Source organism: Rivularia sp. PCC 7116, assembly GCF_000316665.1.
Classification (GTDB): domain Bacteria; phylum Cyanobacteriota; class Cyanobacteriia; order Cyanobacteriales; family Nostocaceae; genus Rivularia.
The window spans coordinates 4,571,283-4,594,340 of sequence record NC_019678.1; the positions used below are offsets into that span (position 1 = coordinate 4,571,283).

Below are 23,058 nucleotides of genomic sequence, written 5' to 3' on the forward strand. Positions count from 1 at the left end.
CTATGTTGACCATAAGTACTTAGTAATAAAGTAATATTTGATACTAGACGATGCCGGTTAATGCTCATCCATAAGCATTTATAGATATTGATGTATAAGAAAGATGCAGGCACGACTTACTATCAGAGCTAAATAGGGAAAAATAAAAATGCTACAGCTATTCGATAAACTCATTAATAATGTGTTTATTCTCGAATATTTAATATGTCCGATTTAGAATCCGTTAGTAAAACCGTCGCGAATCTCTACAATACTTATCCCTTTCCCCCAGAACCTTTACTTGACGAACCGCCACCAGGTTACAATTGGCGCTGGAATTGGTTGGCTGCTTATAATTTTTGTACGGGAAGAAAACCGCAAAAACAAAATATTCGTATTCTTGATGCTGGTTGTGGTACTGGTGTCGGAACGGAATATTTAGTTCATTTAAATCCGCAAGCAACAGTCGTAGGTATTGATTTGAGCGAAGGAGCGCTAAATGTTGCTAAAGAAAGATGTCAGCGCTCCGGTGCAAATCGGGCTGAATTTCATCATCTGAGCTTATTCGACGTTGAAAAAATACCTGGCGAATTCGATTTGATTAACTGTGTGGGGGTTTTGCATCATACATCAGAACCAATTCGCGGTATTCAAGCTTTAGCAAAAAAATTAGCACCTGGTGGTTTGATGCATATTTTTGTATATGCTGAATTGGGGCGCTTTGAAGTTCGTTTAATGCAGCAGGCTATTTCCTTACTTCAAGGTAATAAACGTGGCGATTATCGCGATGGTGTCAGCGTCGGAAGAAAAATTTTCGATTCTCTGCCAGAAAACAATCGCATAGTCAAACGAGAAAAAGAAAGATGGGCTTTAGAAAATCAACGCGATGAAAATTTCGCCGATATGTACGTTCATCCCCAAGAAATTGATTACAATATCGAAACTTTGTTTGAGTTGATTGATGCTTCCGGCTTAGATTTTGTCGGTTTTTCTAATCCCAACTACTGGAATTTAGAAAGACTTTTAGGAAAAGCACCAGAATTAATTCAAAGAGCAGAACAATTAGGGGAACGCGAACGTTTCAGACTGATAGAATTATTAGATCCAGATATTAGCCACTACGAATTTTTTCTTAGTCGCCCACCTTTAGAAAAAGCCAGTTGGGCTGATGAAAATGTAATATTAGCAGCAATCCCAGAATTAAACCCTTGCATAGATGGATTTCCCGCATCAAGCATATTTAATTACGACTATCAGCTAATCAGATTGTCAGAAACCGAGATTGAATTTATGCAAGCTTGCAACGGAAAATCAACGGTAAGAGAAATTTTGAATCACGTTCAACTGGACTTAGAAAAAATCAAAGAACTTCAGAAACAACAATTAATAATGCTCAGTGAGCAGTGAGCAGTGAGCAGTGAGCAGCGAGCAGTGAGCAGTGAGCAGTGAGCAGTGAGCAGTGAGTGGCGAGTTACTAATTATTTTCTTCTTTCTTCCCCCTCTCCCCACTCTTCCCCCTCTTGCAATTACCCATTACCCATTACTCATTAACAATCCGAGACTGTTCCGAGTTAACAGTTAAACCTTTACCAAATGCTAATATCGCTCATGACAATCCTATAAATTCGGAGATAAAATCCTGGATAAGCGTTTTTCTGCAAGCTATCGTCTTCTCTCCAAGAATGTCGAATCTGATAGCTTCGGGTAAACATATTAATCTGGGGTTTGTCATCCGTGTAGTCCCGTACTTTTTACTACGATTTTTCTTCGCCAATGTTGTTTATGCTTGTAAATGTGTCGAAAAATTAACGTAAACGGTTAGTTGAGTGATGGTCTATGGTAACAAGAAGTTAATTGTTTTTTTCTAAAGTAATGTTACCCAACCGTGATATGATTCAACTGACTGGATTTGCAGTCAACATCAAACTTCTGTACTGGTTTCAAGTCTCGTGAGCTTGTCAGATAATACGATTGAATCCGCACCTTCGACAATAGAAAATGCTCAAACTGGTTCTGAGAATGCAGAACCAGATCCGATGCAAGATTTCTACAAACTCTATCAAGAGTTGTTAGTTATTACTCTTGCTTTAACAGGGGTTATTTTCATCTCTGTTTGGATATTTTATTCCTTAAACATTGCTCTAAATTATTTGATTGGAGCTTGTGCGGGTTTAGTTTATCTGAGGATGTTAGCAAAAGATGTTGAGCGCTTGGGTAGAGAAAAGCAACAACTGAGTAAAACTCGGTTGGCTTTAATAGTGTTGTTGATTTTGCTCGCAGGAAAGTGGAATCAATTGGAAATACTGCCTATATTTTTAGGCTTTTTAACCTATAAAGCAACGCTGATGATCTACGTGATTCGAGTGGCATTCAATCCTGACTAGCATAAAACTGGATAACAACAAAAAAGCGAACTATCCAGTTAATATGGTCGAAACGTAGTAATGGTCAGCAAAATGGTAGATTTTCTGAGTGCTTTCAATTCTGTGACTCTTGCAGAATTGGAAGTAGGAAAACATCTGTACTGGCAAATCGGTAACTTAAAATTACACGGACAGGTGTTTCTAACTTCCTGGTTTGTAATTGCCGTGCTGGTACTGGTTTCCGTGTTAGCAAGCAGTAATATTAAGCGGATTCCGAGTGGTATACAGAATTTAATGGAGTATGCCCTCGAATTCATTCGAGATTTGGCTAAAAACCAGATTGGCGAGAAAGAATATCGCCCCTGGGTGCCATTTGTAGGCACTTTGTTTTTGTTCATTTTTGTGTCAAATTGGTCAGGGGCACTTGTTCCTTTCAAGTTGATAGAGTTACCTGAAGGCGAATTAACTGCTCCAACTAGTGACATCAATACAACTATTGCCTTAGCATTGTTGACATCATTGGCGTATTTTTACGCTGGGTTCAGCAAGAAGGGTTTAGGGTACTTTGGCAACTACGTTCAGCCGGTATCGTTTATGTTGCCCTTCAAGATAATTGAAGATTTTACAAAGCCTCTTTCTCTAAGCTTCCGTTTGTTCGGTAATATTTTGGCTGATGAACTGGTTGTAGGAGTATTAGTCTTACTGGTACCTTTATTTGTGCCACTACCTGTAATGGCTTTGGGTTTATTTACCAGCGCTATTCAGGCACTAATTTTTGCTACCTTGGCGGCTGCTTACATCGGTGAAGCGTTGGAAGACCACCACGGTGCTGAAGAAGGGGAACATTAAAACTCCCCATAATCCGTTGGTTATTAGAACTAGAAGTTAGATGTGGCGGATTATTCATTAATCATTAACAACTAACAACTAGCAACTAGCAACTAACAAATTTCAAATTGAAAACCAATTCTATTAAGTAAACCAAGGAAATTTATCATGGACCCATTAGTTTCTGCTGCTTCCGTACTAGCTGCTGCTCTAGCTGTTGGTTTAGCTGCTATCGGACCTGGAATCGGTCAAGGTAACGCTGCTGGACAAGCTGTAGAAGGTATTGCTCGTCAGCCAGAAGCAGAAGGCAAAATTCGCGGTACCTTGCTGTTGAGTTTGGCATTCATGGAAGCACTAACCATCTATGGTTTGGTTGTGTCCTTGGTGCTATTGTTTGCTAACCCCTTCTCATAGTTTAAGTACTGAGAAAACAAATAAAAGTTAGGAGTTAGGAGTTAGGAATTAACAGTTAGGAATTAGGAGTAAAGAGTTAATAGTGAAGAGTTAATAATTAATTAGTAGCTCAGGACTTTTAACTAATAACTCTTAGCTAATAACTTATAATTCGTAACTCATAACTCATGACTCATAACTTGTAAAAGCTGGAGCAAACAATATGATTCATTGGACGACTTTATTAGCAGTAGAAGAAGTCGCGAAAGAAGGTGGTCTGTTTGATATAGATGCAACTCTTCCTTTGATGGCGATCCAGTTTCTACTTTTAGCTTTAATTCTGAACGCGATTTTTTACAAGCCTCTAGGAAAAGCAATTGATGAGCGGAACGAGTATATCCGTAGCAATCAGTTGTCAGCAAAAGAGCGCTTAACGAAAACAGAAAAATTAGCGCAGCAGTACGAAGAAGAATTAGCAGGTGCAAGAAGACAAGCGCAAAAAGTAATTGCTGATGCTCAAGCAGAAGCCGAGAAAACTGCTTCCGAGAAAGTAGCAGCTGCTCAACAAGAAGCGCAAGGACAAAGAGAACAGGCTGCTCAAGAAATAGAGCAACAAAAACAGCAGGCTTTTGCTTCTTTAGAGAAAGAAGTTGATGGTCTCTCTCGCCAAATATTAGAGAAGCTTCTAGGAGCGGATTTAGCAGCACAGCGCTAACAAACTTCAAGAAAAGAATGGAGAAAGTTTGTAAAATTGCTTGGCTCAAATTCAGTAATTACTATTTTGTAATTCGTAATTATTACCCCATATATATGTAAAGGGTGGATTCAATTTTAGATTTTGGATTTTGGAGCCACTGTGTATTGGTAAAGCAGAAAAATATTGGGGTTTTCCCAAGTTGAGCGACTGCTAAACCCGAAAGAGGTTTCCCCCTTGTAAGGCAACTGGCATGATTGAATGGTTGTTCTCTTTTTGAAAAAAAGTCGAGCAACTTTAGATTTTATCCAACACCCTACTTAAAATAAAAATTGATTAATTACGAATTATAAAAAAAGTAAGTTACTACTAGTTTTTTGGTTATAGAGAGATTTAGATTTATAGATGCTTGAACGATATTGCATCGTAATTTTTTATGCTGAAGGCAGCGCAATAGTGGATGAAATAACAACATGGGGACATTCTTAATATTGATGGCGGAAGCCAGCGCCGTCGGAAGTGAGTTAGTAGAAGAAGCAGGTCACGAAGGTTTTGGTTTTAATACCAATATCTTAGATACTAACTTGATTAACCTGGCAATTATTTTTGTAGTTTTATTCGTTTTTGGACGTAAAGCTTTAGGAGGTTCTTTAAAAGAACGTCGCGAAAAAATTGAAGCTGCAATTAAAGCTGCTGAAAAACGTGCCAACGATGCACAAACTGCTTTAGCCGAACAACAAAATAAATTGGCTCAAGCCCAAGCAGAAGCCGAAAAAATTAAGCAAGCGGCACAAGAAAATGCTGGTAAAGCGAAAGAATCAATACTCGCACAAGCCGCTGTTGATGTGGAAAGAATGAAGCAGACAGCAGCAGCAGATTTGAATACAGAAAGAGATAAAGCTATTAACCAATTGCGACAGCGCGTAGTCGCTCAGGCTTTAGAAAAAGTAGAGTCGCAACTCCGTGGTGGAATTGCCGACGATGCTCAGCATACATTAGTTGATCGTAGCATCGCGCAATTAGGGAGTTAATTATGGCAAAGAATACAGCAACCGCAGCAGTATCGCGTCCTTACGCCGAAGCGCTTATGTCTATAGCGCAGTCAAACAACGTTGCAGATAAGTTTGACTCTGATGTACGTTCTTTACTGAACTTAATCAAAGAAAGCCAACCCCTGCAAAACTTTTTTGCTAACCCGTTTATCAGCGGTGAAGATAAAAAGGGTGTTATTAGCAAGATACTCAGCGACGACACTAACCCAATTTTCCGCAATTTCTTAATGCTGTTGGTAGATAGACGGCGAATTACCTTGGTAGAGGATATAGCCGAGGAATATTTGGCAAAGTTGCGAGAACTAAATCAAACAGTATTAGCCGAAGTTATTTCTGCCGTTCCCCTTACAGACGAACAGCAGCAGACAATCAAGGAAAAAGTTAAGTCAATGACTGATGCTCGCGAGGTCGAGTTAAACAGTACTATTGATAGCGATATCATTGGTGGCGTAATTATTAAGGTAGGTTCTCAAGTTGTTGATTCCAGTTTACGGGGTCAGTTACGCCGCTTATCTTTGAACTTGAAAAGCTAAAAGTTAGGAGTAAGGAGTTAGAAGTGAGGAATTAAAGGTTAGGAATGAGGAATGAGTAATTAAGGATTTAATGCCGCAGTTTGAGGCTAACTGGTGAAACCACAAAAAGCTGAAAACTGAAAACTTAGAACTCATAACTCATAACTAAAAATTTATAGCCCAGAACTCATAACTCATTACTTAGGTTTCTTTTCCGTATTGTAAGAAAGAAGATAAAAAAATGGCAATTAGCATTAGACCAGACGAAATTAGTAACATTATCCAACAGCAAATCGAGCAATACGACCAACAGGTCAAAGTTGCGAATGTTGGTACCGTATTGTCAGTAGGTGACGGTATTGCTCGTATCTATGGCTTGGAAAAAGCTATGGCTGGCGAGTTGTTGGAATTTGAAGATGGTACCGCTGGTGTTGCTCTTAACTTAGAAGAAGACAACGTTGGTGCAGTATTGATGGGTGACGGTCGCCAAATTCAAGAAGGTAGTACCGTTACAGCTACTGGTAAAATTGCTCAGGTACCCGTTGGCGATGCCATGATTGGCAGAGTTGTTAATGCTTTGGGTGAAGCGATCGACGGTAAAGGTGATATCCAAACTTCTGAAGGTCGTTTGATTGAGTCGATGGCTCCCGGTATCATTCAACGTCGTTCCGTACACGAACCAATGCAAACCGGAATTACCGCTATTGACGCGATGATTCCTGTAGGAAGGGGACAGCGCGAATTAATTATTGGTGACAGACAAACTGGTAAGACAGCAATTGCAATTGACACCATTATTAACCAGAAGTCAGAAGACGTAGTTTGCGTTTACGTTGCGATCGGTCAAAAAGCTTCTACCGTTGCGAACGTAGTTCAAACTTTACAAGACAATGGCGCGATGGATTACACCATTGTGGTAGCAGCGAGTGCTTCCGAACCCGCACCATTGCAGTGGTTGGCTCCTTATTCTGGTGCTGCTCTTGCTGAATACTTTATGTATAAGGGCAAAGCAACCTTAATTATTTACGACGATTTGACCAAGCAAGCACAAGCTTACCGTCAAATGTCCTTGTTACTACGTCGTCCACCCGGTCGTGAAGCATATCCTGGAGACGTATTTTACCTCCACTCCCGCTTGTTGGAACGCGCTGCAAAACTCAGCGACGACCTTGGAGCAGGTAGCATGACCGCGTTACCAATTATTGAAACCCAAGCTGGTGACGTATCTGCTTACATTCCTACAAACGTAATTTCGATTACCGACGGTCAGATATTCTTATCTTCCGACTTATTTAACGCCGGTATTCGTCCCGCAATCAACCCCGGTATTTCCGTATCCCGCGTGGGTTCTGCTGCTCAAACCAAAGCAATGAAGAAAGTTGCTGGTAAATTGAAGTTGGAATTAGCGCAATTTGACGAATTGCAAGCATTCTCGCAGTTCGCATCTGACTTAGATAAAGCGACTCAAGACCAACTGGCACAAGGTGTACGCTTGCGGGAAACCTTAAAGCAGCCACAAAACCAACCACGTGCAGTATACGAGCAAGTTGCAATCTTGTATGCGGGTCTTAACGGATATTTAAGTGATATCGAAGTTAATAAAATTACAGATTTTGTTGAAGGATTCCAAGAATACTTGAAGAACAACAAAACTGAATACAAGCAAGGAATTGAAGAAAAGAAAGTCCTTGGTGAAGACGAAGAAAAAGCGCTAAAAGAAGCGATTAGCGAATACAAGAAGACCTTCTTAGCAACAGCGTAAACAGTCAGCAGTGAACAGCGAACAGTGAACAGTAAAGAGTAGGAGGAGAGGGGTTGATGGCTTGGAGAAAAGTTTCTAGTTCTTATTTCTTTAGCATTAACTCTTGATTCTCTGACTGTTAAACGCTAACTGTTAACTGCTCACTGCTCACTGCTCACTGTTAACTGTTCACTGTTCACTGAAAGAAATTATGCCTAATTTAAAAGCAATACGAGACAGAATAAGTTCTGTTAAAAATACCAAGAAAATTACAGAAGCCATGCGCTTAGTGGCTGCTGCTAGAGTACGTCGCGCACAAGAGCAGGTTACTTCTACCCGTCCATTTGCTGACCGTTTAGCACAAGTATTATTTGGTTTACAAAGCCGTCTAGCCTTTGAAGATGTTGACTTACCGCTGATGAAAAAGCGCGAAGTTAAATCAGTCGGGTTGCTAGTAGTTTCAGGCGATCGCGGTTTGTGCGGTGGTTACAACACCAACGTTATCAAGCGTGCGGAAAATCGTGCCAAAGAACTCAAAGCTGAAGGTTTAGATTATAAATATGTATTGGTAGGGCGTAAAGCTACCCAATATTTTCAACGTCGAGAAGAAACTATTGACGCTACATATACCGGCTTAGAACAAATACCTACAGCAGCGGAAGCTTCTAATATCGCTGACGAACTACTTTCTTTATTTTTATCAGAAAGCGTAGATAGAATCGAATTAGTTTATACCAAATTCGTTTCCTTAGTTAGCTCTCGTCCAGTAGTACAAACCTTACTTCCTTTAGATGCTAATGGTTTGTCAGCAGACGACGAGTTTTTCCGTTTAACAACCCGTGGTGGTGAATTTGAAGTTGAAAGAGAGAAAGTTACGACTCAAATGCGTGCTTTCCCTCGCGACATGATTTTTGAACAAGATCCAGTCCAAATTTTAGATTCTTTACTGCCGCTATACTTAAGCAACCAACTATTGCGAGCATTGCAAGAATCCGCAGCCAGCGAACTCGCAGCGCGAATGACAGCAATGAGCAGCGCTAGCGATAACGCAGCAGAATTAATGAAGAGTCTTTCATTGTCTTATAACAAAGCACGACAAGCCGCAATTACTCAAGAAATTTTAGAAGTTGTGGGTGGTGCTCAAGCGCTAGGGTAATTAGAAATTTTAAATTATCAAAGTTGTTAATAGCTAATTGTTGATTTTATCTGAATTGACAATTGGCTATTTTTATTTATTAAGTTTCAAGTTTATCAAGTTTATGAAGTGCGATATAACTGAAATCTTGCACCATTGTCGTTAAGCCCTAATACCGCCTTGTAAGCCGGAGGCTTTCTAGCCCGCACGCTCTGCGTGAACGCAGAGAAATCAAAATCCGAGGCTCATATACAAAGTACGTTTTTACGCACTAACACCCTTGCCCAGTCTGATTTATCAGACTTTGTGTATTAGCCTGAGAATTTATGAATACGGCGGTTGTTGAAAATGGTGCAAGATGTGAGCCTCCGATGAAGGTTAAAGGTTAAAGGTCGAAGGTCAAAGGTGTTAAAATCCTTCACAACTAATGAAACTAACCCTTTTTTTTACTTTGGCTAAAAGCTTTACTGTATAAGGGTTTGAAAATGTGTTAGTTAGGAGATATAACTTAAATCTCTTTTCTCTTAAGTCACTTAAACCCAATCCAAAATCCATTGTGGCAATTTTCAAAAAGTAGAACTATAATAGAATATGATTCACATGGGTCTGTAATGGTTTCGACGGGGTGGCGAAAGCTTCTCGTTGATTCAGGTCGAGAGTGAACCTAATCTCGTAAATCAAGGTTCAAACAAATAATAACTGCAAACAACATTGTAGCATTCAAGCGTCAAGCAGTAGCTGCTTAAACTTTTTTCGTACGCTTCTCTCTAATGTGACTCCGTTAAGCATTAGAGAGCAACCCCCAACGGATGCTCTAATAAGTTCCCTTTGGTGGACTTATTAGAAAAGACTTTACCAAAGCATCCCACCGTTCGGGATAATGAACGGTCCCTGCCTCAAGGGTTAACGAGGCTAAACCTGTGAACGATGCGGGGGTAAATACCCATTTCGGACGGCAGTTCAATTCTGCCCAGATCCATTAGTACGTAATTACTAAATCCACCTTGTACTTAAATGTAGAGGTGGATTTGTTTTTTATTTGTTTTTGATGTGTTTGTCATAAGCGTTTAGAAATGATTTATGAGTAAGTTGCAAGTAACTTGTCCAGTTTGTTAGCGTAATGGCTAACTATGCGAAGAGGGATTTTTTGTGAAGCGGTAGCTGCTACTAATTGTTATATTTAGTCAGTTTGACTAAAAATTTGCTGTATTTTTAGTTAGCTTGCAACAGCTTCAAATCGATTCTAAGGGTAATAAACGAGGCAGATTAAAATGCACAAAAAAGATTATACATTCTGATTCTTTCATATCTTGCACCATTTTTATTAGCTAAAGATTGTACGTTAAGTTATTAATAGTGGTTCAAAATTATTCTCAATCAACTTCAGTCACTAATAATTGCCACTCTGTAACAACCTCTTCGGGAATTTCTAAAACCTTCTGTTCTTTTCCCGAAACTGGTAAATTCAACTTCAACGACTCAACTTCAGTTAACTTTGGTAAAACGTCAGTTAAGCTATATTCCCCTACATTTGGCGCTGGTGAAGAATTGGCGTAAACGTCAGACGCATTCAGAAATTTACCTGATGCTGTAATTATTTCTAGAGAATGAGGATGAAAAAATTCAAAGACACCCGGAAAACCAACTATTCTTAAATTTAATTCTTGTTTCACACCGGGATTAATCTTTTTAAATAGCAATACTTGCCAGGTGTATTCTTGTTTATCTTTAATAGATACTTGGGAATGGTAGCGTAATACTCCTGGTGCGTCGTGATGCTGGCGCAGCATTGCTATGGATTCTTGGGAAGTAAATCCAATTGCAATAAATATTAAAATTATGATTGTAAAACAGCGTCGCAATAAGTTTGTAAACATTGGTTTTGATTGAGGAATTGAAGATGAGAAAATAGGTCTAAGGGATTAACAACAGCTACAATAAACTCAAATTTTACACCTCGACCGCGAACTAGCTTTTTTATTCATAACACTATCAAAAAATCATCTTTTACTCAAGCAGCCGGATTTCTTGCAGTTTATTGAGAATAGTATGAGATACGAATAAAATAAACTTACCTTAATCTAGGTTTTACCTTTGTTCTTCTCAGATTGTATAGAAAAAATGAATCAATCTTAAATAAGTCTCTCTTAGTGATAGGATGTTACCTCGATGCTTATTCGTTGAGATAAATCATGCCTAATCTACGTAATTTGCTTATCGGTGCAGGGATTGCAGCTGCTGGTGCAATCGGAACAAAGAAAGCTGTAGACTACTTCAAGAATCGTGGAAAAGAAGAAGCACCACCTGAAGCTGAAGGTGATGCTGAAATATCGGCACCAGATGAGGTTGCTTATGCTTCTGTAGAAGAAAGCTCCGTTCAAGGCTTTTTAGATGCAAGCTTTGGCGATGCTGGACGTTACGTTCCAAATCGTCCGCCTAAGATTTTTGAATATCAAGGCGAACAGTATATGGTCATTTGGGCTTACGATAATAAGCAGGAGAAAAATCAAATGCTGGCTTTCAAATATACTGATGCGGGTCGTAAGATGGTTGCTAGTGTTGGATATACTTCTGATAAAACAGATTATAATCTCAGTTTAGATCCAACACCTTTTGCTATTGAAGTAAATGGTCAAAAGTTGCAATCTGGGCAATCTGAAACTGCTGGAACCAGCGATGTAGATTTCGTTCTAGCTTAAGGTATTCAGAAAAAAGATGTTTTGACAATAAAAGGTTATAAAAATTTAGCCTTTTTTGTTTTTTGTTTAAAAATTTTACAAACCCGGTTTTTTAATGAAAGCCGGGTTTATAACTGCTATCTAATGTTTACTCAATCTGGATATTTGTTTTTAATGCTCGAACAAACCTTGGAACTGTAATAAATCCAACTGCACTATGGTTGGTAAACATTTGAAACAGTCTTCGGCTAATTCTAATCTTTCTTCGCGTTGAAGCATTTCTATTAGCTTTCGCCGTATGCTGACTAAGTATCGTACATCATTTGCGGCATAACTAAGTTGAGCATCGGATAAGTTAGCAGCATTGCCCCAGTCAGAAGATTGAGCGCTTTTGTCAAGCTCAACTTGCTCTAATTGCTGTACCAATTCCTTAAGTCCGTGTCTAGGAGTATAAGTACGAACTAATTTACTCGCAATTTTTGTACAAAAAACGGGATTTACCATGATGCCCAAGTAATGGCGTAAAGTTGCTAAATCAAAACGGGCAAAGTGGAATATTTTGACAACACTCTCTGCTTCTAAAAGTTTTTTCATATTAGGGGCTTCGGTTTGTCCTTTCTCAATCCGAACAACCGTAACCTTACCTTTATCGTCCGCTATCTGCACCAAGCATAAACGGTCTCTTAAAGGTAATAGTCCCATAGTTTCGGTATCTACAGCAATCGCTTCACATTTAAGATATGCCGAAAGAGTCGAATCATTTATATCGCGATCGCAAACCTGAAAATCTTGTAATTCCATGAATCCTTAAAAATCAATGCAGTGTCCGCTCCCATAAAAAAAGGCAAACACTACTTTATTGTTTAAAAAAATAATAAATCAAACTTATCTACTAAGAATAAAAATTTGAGTAAGGAAATATTCGTCTTCACTGTTTACAGCTACACCAACCCCAGTCAAGTTATATTTACCCTTGATATTTTTTAGGTGTCCGGGACTCTCAATCCAACCTTTTACAGCTTCTGCAACCGGATCGTCATACCCATAATTAAAAGCTACATTTTCAGATGCACTGTTGTAGCGAATAGAAATAGTATCAACTCTTTTAGCAAATCCGTTATGGCTAAAGGGGACTCGATGTTTTGCCATATTTTGACTGTGAATCCTCGCTTGTTTGGAAATTTTGCTATCTAGCTTCAACTTAGGCAATTTTTTAGAAGCTCGATATTGATTTATTTTCTCAAATATAGACTTTTCTAATTCAGCAGTTTTTACATTGTTAGATAATTTAACCGGATGTGTTGGAATTAACAAGTCTTCCTTTGCTGTCGGTTCGCTGGTAGACGTATGACCCGGTACAGGCTTTGTAGCCATTGCGCTAGCCAGGACAATTGTAGTAAAAGCAATGCCAAGTATAGTTTTTCGACTCATGGACGATTACATAGTTTATAGGCTCTTGAGACGCTAACCCAGGTTTTATGGTTTCTTTGTATACCCGTATTTATTTAGGTGTTTTATTATTTAAAGAATCTTTGCATATCCTTTCTTAGCCGTCAAGACTAGCTAATTAAGGCAATTTTGATATTATTTTTAGATTAAGCAATCTAAAATTATAAATGAAGACTTTAAAAAGTTTTAATTTATCTGGGCAAATATTCTGACTCAGTATAAGAGATTTAAGTTCGTTGTCAAAACAAACTCTACTTTTATTACCGATAAATAGTGTAAAATAATACTTTACGTTTCCAAGTAAGAATCCGATCATCCGTACAAAATGCTTTCGGATAATAAATGTCAAAACCCGGTTTTGTACAAACCGGGTTTGAAACGAGCAAAGAGTTTACATATACTTAGCATCGTGAAGTTACATGTAATACATATTGCTCTGACCACGACACTTACTATAAGGCAGCGCTACTTTGCTTCCCCTCTCGTTATTAAAAGGAAAGTTTTTCTGTATCTCTTTATTTATTTTTTGCCTATGATTAGCTAAGTGCAACCTATTCTTAGTAGCAGAATAATAAGCATTTAATTTTGTATATAAACTGCTCACAATCTTATTCACTATTGCGATTAATGCTTACAGTAAATAATTATTATATTTAGAAAATTTTTTTATTTTAATATATTTTAAACCGTAGTTTTAGATTAATGATCTATATTTATTTTTGAAATTAGCTCTATTCTGAGTAAGCATTATATTGTATCTGAATACATCAGGACTTACGCAAGCGGCACATTTTTCTGTAGGGTGCTGTGACACTTTGAGTAATGTCGAAACCTAATAATAGCACCAACAGGATAGTGTAACAATTGCGTAAGTCCTGTACATGTAGATGTTGCGATATAGCAAGTAAAAGTATCCAGCTTATTTTCAGTCTTTAGGAATACAATATATTCACTCTTTTGATAGACGCGAGAATAATTTTTTATATATTGAAGTGAATGTCTTCACATATAAATGAAAATCAACTATATCTAAACTGCCAAAATAAATAGCATTAATAGATTATAATTACGATGAGATTAAAGAACAATTTTAAAATTAGCGAACTATAACCTAACTAGAAGTTAGCCTCAAGCTTGATAATTAATTAATGAGTGTATTATTTTCATCCATACCTTTTGGTTTTATTTCTACAGCGGCAATTGCTATCGGGTTAGCACTAACCCATTTATATTGTGGCAAGCTGCGCTTTATTAAAGTTCCCCGCAGCCGCTGGTTGAGTGGTGCTGGTGGAGTTTCCGTTGCTTATGTTTTCGTGCATATTTTGCCAGAATTAAGCGAGCATCAAGCAGTTTTAGAAGAGACACATAAAGGTTTTATTTCGTTCTTTGAACACCATGTTTATCTACTAGCATTATTAGGATTAACCGTATTTTATGGTTTAGAAAGAATGGCAAGTGAGTCTCGCGAGAACCAAGAAGAAGCTGGGAAAGGTGACGTTACGACACCAGGAGTTTTCTGGGTACATATCGGCTCTTTTGCTGTTTACAATGCTTTGATTGGTTATTTGTTAATGCATCGAGAAAAACCAGGAATGGACAATTTATTGCTATACACTTTAGCAATGGCATTGCATTTTGTAGTTAATGATTTCGGTTTACGAGAAAACCATAAGCATATTTATGACCATATTGGACGCTGGATATTAGCAGCAGCAATTATTGTAGGATGGGTAATAGGTGGAGGTACTCAAATCGGAGAAACAGCAATAGCTATTCTTTTTGCTTTTTTAGCAGGTGGAATTGTTCTTAATGTGTTAAAAGAAGAACTTCCTGAAGAACGAGAAAGCCGTTTTTGGGCATTTGGGTTAGGTGCGCTGATTTATACTGCTTTACTTTTAGCTGTATAGTTTAATCTTTTAATTTTTTTAACATTGTGCCTAATTATTTTTAATTTTTAATCGATGATAAATAATAGCTCAAAACTTTTGCAAATAGAAAATAACCAAAACAGTTTTTACTATTTCTTAAGATATTTCTTATTCTTTCTGAAGATAGATTCCCATAATTAGAATAACTATTGCCTTAGCTAGAAGATTTTAACAGAAAAAAAGTATAAATTATTATCATCAATTAAGACATTATTTCAATTGTTGTATTAACTTCAATTAGATTTTGTCTCTTCTATTGAAGATATTGAAAAATAATTATTTAAGTGCATCTACTAAAAAAAACTAACTTGATTGAAACAAGAACAAGGTATTTATGCTTAATGAGAAACGAAAAATAAAAGCGTTGAAGAGAATAGCGAGTGGCTTTGCAGTTATAATTCCTTTTCTCCCTTTAGCTGCATTTGCGATTCCAAAACGCCCCAACCCGAAACGCAATCCTTGCCCTAAAATATATTACGAAGAACCTTACAACAGTAAGATATTAGTACCAGCAACCTGCCCGCCGAATGCTGCAACTTCTCGTTGGAAAAAGACAGGGCAAGCTGTAGATCAATCTATTAATATTGTAAGTCCAGATTCAAGCGTGACACCGCTTCAGCCTCCGATTCCTGAGAATCGTGCGAATGCTATTGCTAACATCAAGCCAATGATGGGTAAAGTAAGCGTGAAATTGAAAAACGACACCAACGCTCGCATTTCCTATCAAGCTGTTACTCATACTCAAGTTCGATATTTAGAAGGTGGAGAGGAAGTTACTTTACGCGATGTTCCCACACCTGCAACTATCACAATGATAAGAGAAGACAAAGGATTGTTACGAGTAATGCCGATGTCTGAGAAAGAAGACGGTATGTTAACAGTTACTTTGGATGAAAAAACAAAGTTTGATAATAATCAAGGTGTTTTGAGAATTCAGGAAGATGGACAAGTCTTTTTGAATTAGTCGCCAACAAAGTCGTGTAGGTGACTTCTAAAGTTTAGAAAGATGAACCAAGTTCGCAACAAAAATATAAGTTTTATTTCAATAATAGTAAGGTTGGATTAATGAATAAGTTTTGGAAATTTCAGGGTGCAATTAGTTTAGCTTTAATGCTGTTCGTACTTCCTGCTTGCAGCAACGATAGTGCAGAAGTTCCCGGCGCAGGAAATGTTACTACTAAGGAAGTTGCAAATAATGCTGCTGCATTAGATGGCAAAACTGTAACAGTAAGGAGCGAGCCAAAAAGTAAAGTAGGTCCTGCTTCATTTACTGTTGGTGATGAAAAATTCTTTGGTAACGAATCTATCTTGGTTATTAACGCTTCTGGAGAACCTTTCACCTTACCGGAAGATGACGATACAGAAATTCAAGTAACGGGTATAGTTCGCAATTTTGTAATTGCAGATGTGGAGAAAGAATATAATCTTAAGTTAGATAAGCAATATTACGTTGAATTTGAGAACAAGCCAGCAATTATTGCTCAGTCTATGGCATTATCACCCGATCCAGGTGACATTACAAAAAATCCTCAAAAGTATTACAACAAAAGACTTGCAGTAGTAGGGGAAGTAGAAGATATTCAAGACGCTAATACCTTTACTTTAGATGAAGAGAAGCTATTTGGTGCTACCGATTTACTTGTTCTTAATCCTAAACCAAAAACAGCTATCAAAGATGATGAAGTAGTAGCGGTTACTGGAGTACTTCGTCCTTTTGTGCTAGCTGAATTTGAAAGAGAATACGATTTAGGTTGGGATTTAAAGCTTAAGCAGAAGTTGGAAGCCGATTACAGCACTAAACCTGTATTTGTAGCTGATAGCGTTTATCCTTCTGCAATTTCCGAATAAAAAAACTGGTAATCTGAATTTAGGCTGGGATTATTCTTATCTCAGCCTTTTAAATGTTTTTTATTGTCTACCATCAACTAATATCAGTGGAAAAATGACTAATCAAACAAAAAAACGTTTTCAGTGGAGTCCCAAAATAATTTTCACGATTGCTTTTTTTGGGTTTTTATTTGGGCTATACTTCATATTTACTCGGGAGCCAGCCCCAACTCCGGGATTGATGTCAGTATCCAAAATAGCCAGAGAAAAAGATGATTTGATTGGTAAATTTGTCACCATTAGAAGCAAATATATTGAAAAACTCGGTCCTACTTCCTTTGCTGTTAGAAAAAGGAAGTTTTTTATTAAAAGTAAACCAGTTATTATTATTAATGCATCTGGTAAAGTTTTTGATTTGCCCTCTGAGAAAGATACAGAAGTACAAGTAACGGGTACGATTCGTCAACTAGATATACCCAAACTTGAAAAAGAATTTAATTTAAGATTGCAAGATAAAGTTTACGAAGATTATAAAAATGGCACTGCTATTGTAGCTCAACATATTGCTTTAGCACCAGAAGTAAATGATATTGCTGACAATCCTAAAAAATACTATAACAGGAGGTTAGCATTAACTGGAGAAATAGAGAATATCAAAAATCCAAAAATGTTCACTTTAGACGAAGATGATTTGCTCGGAGAGCAAGATTTATTAGTATTAAATCCGACTCCTGCAATGGCTGTAAATAACGGACAAACAGTTGCTGTCACAGGTGTTGTACGTCCATTCCGGTTAGCAGAATTAGAAAAAGATTATAAATTAACTTGGAACTCAGGATTAAAAAAAGAGATGGAGTTAAAATATAAAGAGAAACCTGTATTAATTGCAGACACTGTTTATCCTTCTAGAATTTCAACTTTAGATTAACTGATGATATTGTCATAAATATTGAAGTTAATCTCAATAAAACTTATGCGGTTAATAAGAGTTATCGATTGTAAAACATCTTCCAATTTTGACAAAATAAAATGTAAGGAACCCTATTGTGAAAAATAATAGGTTCCTTACATTTGGTTTTAAATAGCACTAAAACATTTATCTTCGATTCGCTGTTATAGATGCCAGTTTTTAAATAACAATCAACAACTTCCCTGTCCCATAAAGCCTTTATTAGTTCTAAATGAAAAAGCATTTACTTGTAGTGATTATAGTTAAATAAAGATAGAATTATAACTTAAACAAAATTAAGGTTTTAGGGGTAATTGGAGAATTTAGAAGCCTGGTGTTATTAATTTTTCGGTGTGGTTGCATAAGTCCCGAGGAAACTAAGGTCATCGCGTCAAACATGTCATAATTTATGCTAAATATCAAACAATATTGATTTTTTCGCATAAAAAGTAAATTATCCAATGTCACAGCAACCTATAGCTCAAGTCCTTGCCCAAAGGTATAAAATAATTAAATTAATTGGTAGAGGAGCATTTGGGGTGACATTTTTAGCTGAGGATATGCAGCGCCCAGGTAATCCTCATTGTATTGTCAAACAGTTTCAACCTATTCATACTGATGAAAATACATTAAGAATAGGTAAAAATTTATTTGATAGAGAAGCCGAAACTTTAGAAAAGTTAGGAAAGCATGACCAAATTCCTCAACTTCTGGCGCACTTTGAAGAAAATCAACAGTTTTATTTAATTCAAGAATATATCCCAGGTCATGACCTTACGCAAGAAATTTCCCCTAAAAGTAGTCAAAATTTAACAGAAGCAGAAACTATCAAATTATTAATCGAAATATTAGAAGTTTTAGATTTTATTCATCAACAACAACATATTCACCGTGATATCAAACTTTCCAATATTAGACGTAGAAGTTCCGATAATAAAATAGTCTTAATTGACTTTGGTGCGGTTAAACAAGTTACGACTCAAGTGGTAAATCAAAATGGAAACGTTCGTTTAACTGTAGGAATTGGAACTCCTGGCTATATGCCCAGCGAACAAAGCCAAGGGCAACCTAGATTTAGTAGCGATGTCTACGCTGTGGGAATGATCGGGATTCAGGCTATGACGGGAGTTGCTGCACATCTTTTACCGCAAAGCCAGAATACAAGTGAGATTATTTGGCGGCAACAAGCAGAGGTAAGCGATAAATTTGCAGCTATTTTAGATAAAATGGTGCGTTACGATTTCCGTCAGCGTTATCTAAATGCTGATGAGGCTTTACAGGATTTGCAAAATTTATTGCCAGTTCAGTCTAATAGTAATAATATAAAAATTGCTTTACCTATATTAGGAATTGTTGCAGTCATCGCAGCCGGTTTAGGAATTGGCAATTTATTAAATACTCCCGAAAAAATAGAATTTGCAGAATACAAAAATCAAGAATTGGCAATACAAATTAAATATCCAGAATCCCCTCAAAAATGGCAACTCCGAAAACTAGCTCCCATTCGTGGAGAAAGAGTAGAATTTACCGTACCAAATAAAGATGATAACTTTCAAGAGCTAGTTAAAGTAAGCATCCGCGAATATTCTGGGACATTAGCGGAATCGAAACAAGAATTTATTAGAGAAATCAATACAGAATATTCCCAAGCCAAAATTGTTAGTGAAAGCAAAGTCACTTTGGGATTAAAGACAGGATATGAAATTGTATTTACAAGTGACAATCGAGGGAATGAATTAAAGCATTTGCAAAGGTGGATTTTACAAAATGACCAAGTTTATATTGTGAATTATTCAGCAGATGTGGATGATTACAATCGGTTTCTTAGTGTTGCCAAGGAAATGATGGATTCTTTTCGGGTTGAATCACAAATTTCCTCCCTTCTCCTTAACAAGGAGAGGGGTGCCCGTCAGGGCGGGGTGAGGTTTCGGGGATTGGTTGAAAAATGACCATTACCCTTCTTTTCCTATTGAATGACACAACATACATAGCGCTTTTCGCTTGAGTTGATCGCAAAAATATCACCTCACCCCCTTCCCCTCTCCTTGTTAAGGAGAGGGGTGTACACACAAGTCTTGAAATCATACCTGGAAGCGACTTTTGGATTCAGGTAAAAATCGCTCAAAGCCTGTCATTGCGAGGAGGAACGACGACGCAATCACCTTTATGTGCGGCTCATCGCAAAACTTGGCGATTACTTCGCTTCGCTCGTAATGACGATTTAAGGAGGTTGAAATCTCCGAAACGTATGTGGAGAGACTTGTGTGTACACCGTAGCTCCTTGTCAAGGAGAGGGGTGTCGCAAGCTCCCCCTATTTATTCTTCCATGCAATAAACTCTTGAATCTCCGGTAAGGCTAAAAATTTCTTAGTATCTGCAATCAAATGCTTACCCCAGAGATTTTCTTCAAGATGTTCTATGTTCGCAAATTCTTGATCTAAACATTTCAATAAAGGGTGATGTCTTTATTTTTTAGAGCTACCTTTTTGTAAATTTTGTACTTTTTCTATTAGCTTCAATGTTTTTTGATAATTTTCTGTATCTCCTTTTTTTTGGAAAAGATTGGCAGCTATATTCAAGTCATTAATCGCCCCTTGATAATCTTTGAATTTACCGCGAACAAAACCCCGCCTGTAGTAGGCTTGGGCAAGTTTGGGATGAATTTTGATGACTTGAGTATAATCCTGTATCGCCCCTTGATAATCTTTTAATTCACGGCGAGCATTACCCCGGTTGTTGTAGCCATAGGCATATTTGGGATGAATTTTGATGACTTGAGTATAATCCTGTATCGCCCCTTGATAATCTTTTAATTCATAGCGAGCAACACCCCGGTTGTAGTAGGCATTGGCATATTTGGGATTAATTTTGATGGCTTGAGTATAATCCTGTATCGCCCCTTGATAATCTTTTAATTCATAGCGAGCAACACCCCGGTTGCTGTAAGCATGGGCATATTTGGGATCAATTTTGATGACTTGGTTAAAATCATTAATAGCTCCTTGATAATCTTTTAAATTACCGCGAACAGCACCCCGTCTGTAGTAAGCATCGGCATATTTGGGATTAATCTTGAGAGCTTGGTTAAAATCATTAATTGCCCCTTGATAATCTTTTAATTTAGCGCGAGTAAAACCCCGGCTGTTGTAAGCATTGGCGTATTTGGAATTAATTCTGAGGGCTTGGGTATAATCACTAATAGCCCCTTGATAATCTTTTAATTCACTGCGAGCACCACCCCGGTTGTAGTAAACTTTGGCTAATTTAGGATTAATTTTGAGGGCTTGGTTAAAATCATTAATCGCCTCTTGATAATCTTTTAACTCACTGTGAGCAGCACCCCGGTTACCGTAAGCTTCGGCTAATTTAGGATTAATTTTGAGGGCTTGATTAAAATCATTAATTGCCCCTTGATAATCGTGTAAGTTCCGACCTCGAACAGTACCTCGGTTGAGGTAGGCTTCAGCTAATTTGGGATTAATTTTGAGGGCTTGGTTATAATCATCAATTGCCCCTTGATAATCTTTTAAATTACTGCGAGCATCACCCCGGCCGCCGTGGGCTTCAGCTAATTTGGGATTAATTTTGAGAGCTTGGTTGAAATCATTAATAGCTTCTTGATAATCTTTTAACTCACTGCGAGCAACACCCCGGTTGTTGTAGGCAATGGCATATTTAGGATTAAGTTTGATGGCTTGAGTCAAATCCTGTATCGCCCCTTGATAATCTTTTTTCTTGTACTTATCAACACCTTTCAAAAAGTAATCTTCAGCCGTTAGTGCTTGTGCAACTTGTAACAGTGGCGCAGAAATCCCCAAATCTACATCAACTACTTTCGCTTGTCGCAAAAAAGTATATATAGAAATAGCTAGATTATTATTACTTTTAACAACAGCTACCTGGGGATTTATTTCGTCATAGGTAACATCATCAAGAGTTGCAGCTTCACCTCTACCGTGAATGCCAATTAATTCTCCTTGCTCGTTGAGCAATGGACCTCCACTCATTCCTGGCAAAGTTGTGACGCTATAAACTAAAGTATATCCGCCGTCTACTGCTTGATTCGCGTTTGCTGTAATTTGTCCCGGTGGTGGGAAGTTAATGCTAGAAAATTTCCTCGATGCTGTCTGCTTGGGAAAACCCGCAACGTAAACTTTGGTTCCTATTTTGGCTTTATCTGGGTTGCCAACTTTTGCAACTTGATAATTTTGGTTACTGCTAAAGGTGACGACAGCTAAATCAATTTGATTGGGTAATTTTTTGACTTTACTGTAGTCAAGCTGATAGCGTTGATTATCTGGAGTGACTATTTCATATTCCTTGGCTTTACCAACTACATGAGCGGCAGTTAAGACGGTATAAGTATTACCTTCCTTTTTAATAATTATTCCCGAGCCATTATCTTTTTTATCCGTACCTTCAATTAATACGGTAATTTCTTGAGCAATTTCCCCTACCTGTTGCGAAGATAAAGCATTAGCTACTTGTGGCTGTAGGAGTAGTATTGACACTCCGATAAATGCTGATGAAAGTGCGTGATGATATTTCATTTTTTCTGTTAATTGATTCTATAAAACTATTGATAAAAACTTCCCTTCTCCTTAACAAGGAGAGGGGTGCCCGTCAGGGCAGGGTGAGGTTTCAGCGACTTGTTGAAAGACGGTACTCCCTATTCTTTCCAATCTCTTTGCCAACTGAATGACAAAACATAGCGCTTTCCGCTTGAGTGAATTACAAAAATATCACCTCACACCCCTTCCCCTCTCTTTATCAAGAAGAGAAGTACCTTACTTACCGCTACGACTCTGGGCAGCATTTTCTAAAAAAGTTTTGAAATCAATTGTCAGCGAATCGGAACTACTTTCATTTAGGATGATTCCTGCTGCTAAACCACGTCTATTCATCAAACTTCTTGCAGTAATTTGAGGATTTACACTGGGTTTCAAAGTATATAAAACATTCTTTTTACTACAACTATGTTCCCGATTTGCAACAGCGCAAATTACAGGTAAACCTTGTATGTAACCACCATTGACATATACGAGCTTACCGTGGTCGTAGAACTTTTGAAATCTACGTGAAACTACTTTACAGCGGTCTGTATTTGTTAATTTATTTGAAAAGTATTGACTTACCCAACGAACTATCATGACTCTTCTACCATCATCAGTACGAGCCATAGTTGCAGGAACGCTTTTACCTCTATAGGTTGTCCTATTGCAGTAAAAAGTGTAGTCACTGGCATAACTTGGTTGCTCCACCGAAGTACAGACACTTACTACCGTCACCGAAGCAACCGCCAATCTTGCTAAGAATTGATTGAATCTATTTTGCAGCATAAAAGAACTTATATTCCTACTTTTAGCTAAATTTACTTACAGCGCAAATTCATAGAATTTCAGATTAAGTTCAGGTATATCAAGATTTTTGCAATTTTTTAGTGAAGAAAGTATAAAGATGAGCGTATTTGCACGGAAATTGCGACATTGATAATTAAATATTGGCAGAGGGTGGAGAAAATAATTGTGAT

Annotated in this window: 21 protein-coding genes and 1 other RNA gene; 16 read left to right on the plus strand and 6 right to left on the minus strand. The window is 37.6% G+C overall.

Annotation, left to right across the window (positions count from 1 at the left end; all coding sequences use genetic code 11):
* Positions 1 to 204 precede the first annotated feature (204 nt).
* The gene (locus tag RIV7116_RS17740; protein ID WP_015119682.1) at positions 205 to 1,386 is read left to right on the plus strand and encodes a class I SAM-dependent methyltransferase; all 1,182 of its coding nucleotides are present in this window, start codon (positions 205 to 207) and stop codon (positions 1,384 to 1,386) included.
* A gap of 179 nt (positions 1,387 to 1,565) precedes the next feature.
* Here the strand turns inward: RIV7116_RS17740 and RIV7116_RS37375 are convergent, their stop codons facing one another.
* Entirely contained in the window at positions 1,566 to 1,691 is a 126-nt protein-coding gene (locus RIV7116_RS37375) for a hypothetical protein (RefSeq protein WP_256380819.1), read from the minus strand.
* Positions 1,692 to 1,928: 237 nt separating this feature from the next.
* Between RIV7116_RS37375 and RIV7116_RS17745 the strand changes: the two genes are divergently transcribed.
* The 9 genes from RIV7116_RS17745 to ssrA all read left to right on the plus strand — a co-directional run bounded on the left by RIV7116_RS17745 (position 1,929) and on the right by ssrA (position 9,679).
* The gene (locus tag RIV7116_RS17745) at positions 1,929 to 2,363 is read left to right on the plus strand and encodes an ATP synthase subunit I (protein ID WP_015119683.1); all 435 of its coding nucleotides are present in this window, start codon (positions 1,929 to 1,931) and stop codon (positions 2,361 to 2,363) included.
* 72 nt (positions 2,364 to 2,435) lie between these two features.
* The gene (gene atpB / locus RIV7116_RS17750; RefSeq protein ID WP_044291021.1) at positions 2,436 to 3,191 is read left to right on the plus strand and encodes a F0F1 ATP synthase subunit A; all 756 of its coding nucleotides are present in this window, start codon (positions 2,436 to 2,438) and stop codon (positions 3,189 to 3,191) included.
* Between the two features lie 147 nt (positions 3,192 to 3,338).
* Positions 3,339 to 3,584, plus strand: coding sequence for an ATP synthase F0 subunit C (gene atpE, locus RIV7116_RS17755; RefSeq protein ID WP_015119685.1), 246 nt, complete (start codon positions 3,339 to 3,341; stop codon positions 3,582 to 3,584).
* Positions 3,585 to 3,786: 202 nt separating this feature from the next.
* Positions 3,787 to 4,278 carry a F0F1 ATP synthase subunit B' gene (locus RIV7116_RS17760; RefSeq protein ID WP_015119686.1) on the plus strand — a complete coding sequence of 164 codons (492 nt, stop codon included), beginning with the start codon at positions 3,787 to 3,789 and terminating at the stop codon, positions 4,276 to 4,278.
* A gap of 452 nt (positions 4,279 to 4,730) precedes the next feature.
* Complete coding sequence (locus RIV7116_RS17765) at positions 4,731 to 5,288, plus strand: F0F1 ATP synthase subunit B (RefSeq protein ID WP_015119687.1); 558 nt, start codon at positions 4,731 to 4,733, stop codon at positions 5,286 to 5,288.
* Positions 5,289 to 5,290: 2 nt separating this feature from the next.
* Positions 5,291 to 5,842, plus strand: coding sequence for an ATP synthase F1 subunit delta (atpH, locus tag RIV7116_RS17770; protein WP_015119688.1), 552 nt, complete (start codon positions 5,291 to 5,293; stop codon positions 5,840 to 5,842).
* 220 nt (positions 5,843 to 6,062) lie between these two features.
* Positions 6,063 to 7,583: a F0F1 ATP synthase subunit alpha gene (gene atpA / locus RIV7116_RS17775; RefSeq protein WP_015119689.1), complete on the plus strand. Its 1,521-nt coding sequence runs from the start codon at positions 6,063 to 6,065 to the stop codon at positions 7,581 to 7,583.
* Between the two features lie 190 nt (positions 7,584 to 7,773).
* Complete coding sequence (locus tag RIV7116_RS17780) at positions 7,774 to 8,718, plus strand: F0F1 ATP synthase subunit gamma (protein WP_015119690.1); 945 nt, start codon at positions 7,774 to 7,776, stop codon at positions 8,716 to 8,718.
* Between the two features lie 581 nt (positions 8,719 to 9,299).
* Positions 9,300 to 9,679: a transfer-messenger RNA gene (gene ssrA / locus RIV7116_RS34525) on the plus strand.
* A gap of 391 nt (positions 9,680 to 10,070) precedes the next feature.
* Here ssrA and RIV7116_RS17785 read toward each other — a convergent pair.
* Complete coding sequence (locus RIV7116_RS17785; protein ID WP_015119691.1) at positions 10,071 to 10,574, minus strand: DUF3122 domain-containing protein; 504 nt, start codon at positions 10,572 to 10,574, stop codon at positions 10,071 to 10,073.
* Positions 10,575 to 10,889: 315 nt separating this feature from the next.
* Here RIV7116_RS17785 and RIV7116_RS17790 point away from each other — a divergent pair, with 315 nt between their 5' ends.
* On the plus strand, positions 10,890 to 11,396 hold the full coding sequence (locus tag RIV7116_RS17790; RefSeq protein WP_015119692.1) for a hypothetical protein: 507 nt from the start codon (positions 10,890 to 10,892) through the stop codon (positions 11,394 to 11,396).
* A 150-nt stretch (positions 11,397 to 11,546) separates the two neighbouring features.
* Here RIV7116_RS17790 and RIV7116_RS17795 read toward each other — a convergent pair whose 3' ends face one another.
* Together RIV7116_RS17795 and RIV7116_RS17800 are read right to left on the minus strand one after the other, a co-directional pair.
* Positions 11,547 to 12,176 (minus strand): ribonuclease H-like domain-containing protein, encoded by a 630-nt coding sequence (locus RIV7116_RS17795; RefSeq protein ID WP_015119693.1) that lies wholly within the window; start codon positions 12,174 to 12,176, stop codon positions 11,547 to 11,549.
* An 84-nt stretch (positions 12,177 to 12,260) separates the two neighbouring features.
* Positions 12,261 to 12,806, minus strand: coding sequence for a CAP domain-containing protein (locus tag RIV7116_RS17800; protein WP_015119694.1), 546 nt, complete (start codon positions 12,804 to 12,806; stop codon positions 12,261 to 12,263).
* A 1,166-nt stretch (positions 12,807 to 13,972) separates the two neighbouring features.
* Between RIV7116_RS17800 and RIV7116_RS17805 the strand changes: the two genes are divergently transcribed.
* From RIV7116_RS17805 to RIV7116_RS17825, 5 genes are all read left to right on the plus strand, one after another.
* Positions 13,973 to 14,731, plus strand: a complete 759-nt coding sequence (locus tag RIV7116_RS17805; protein WP_015119695.1) for a hypothetical protein — start codon at positions 13,973 to 13,975, stop codon at positions 14,729 to 14,731.
* Between the two features lie 355 nt (positions 14,732 to 15,086).
* Positions 15,087 to 15,716, plus strand: coding sequence for a hypothetical protein (locus tag RIV7116_RS17810; RefSeq protein ID WP_015119696.1), 630 nt, complete (start codon positions 15,087 to 15,089; stop codon positions 15,714 to 15,716).
* A gap of 101 nt (positions 15,717 to 15,817) precedes the next feature.
* Positions 15,818 to 16,600, plus strand: coding sequence for a hypothetical protein (locus RIV7116_RS17815; protein WP_015119697.1), 783 nt, complete (start codon positions 15,818 to 15,820; stop codon positions 16,598 to 16,600).
* A 94-nt stretch (positions 16,601 to 16,694) separates the two neighbouring features.
* Positions 16,695 to 17,507, plus strand: coding sequence for a hypothetical protein (locus RIV7116_RS17820; protein WP_015119698.1), 813 nt, complete (start codon positions 16,695 to 16,697; stop codon positions 17,505 to 17,507).
* Between the two features lie 482 nt (positions 17,508 to 17,989).
* Entirely contained in the window at positions 17,990 to 19,477 is a 1,488-nt protein-coding gene (locus RIV7116_RS17825; RefSeq protein WP_015119699.1) for a serine/threonine-protein kinase, read from the plus strand.
* A gap of 516 nt (positions 19,478 to 19,993) precedes the next feature.
* Here RIV7116_RS17825 and RIV7116_RS17830 read toward each other — a convergent pair.
* Positions 19,994 to 22,078 carry a serine protease gene (locus RIV7116_RS17830; protein WP_015119700.1) on the minus strand — a complete coding sequence of 695 codons (2,085 nt, stop codon included), beginning with the start codon at positions 22,076 to 22,078 and terminating at the stop codon, positions 19,994 to 19,996.
* A gap of 237 nt (positions 22,079 to 22,315) precedes the next feature.
* The gene (locus tag RIV7116_RS17835) at positions 22,316 to 22,867 is read right to left on the minus strand and encodes a COP23 domain-containing protein (RefSeq protein WP_015119701.1); all 552 of its coding nucleotides are present in this window, start codon (positions 22,865 to 22,867) and stop codon (positions 22,316 to 22,318) included.
* Positions 22,868 to 23,058: the final 191 nt, after the last annotated feature.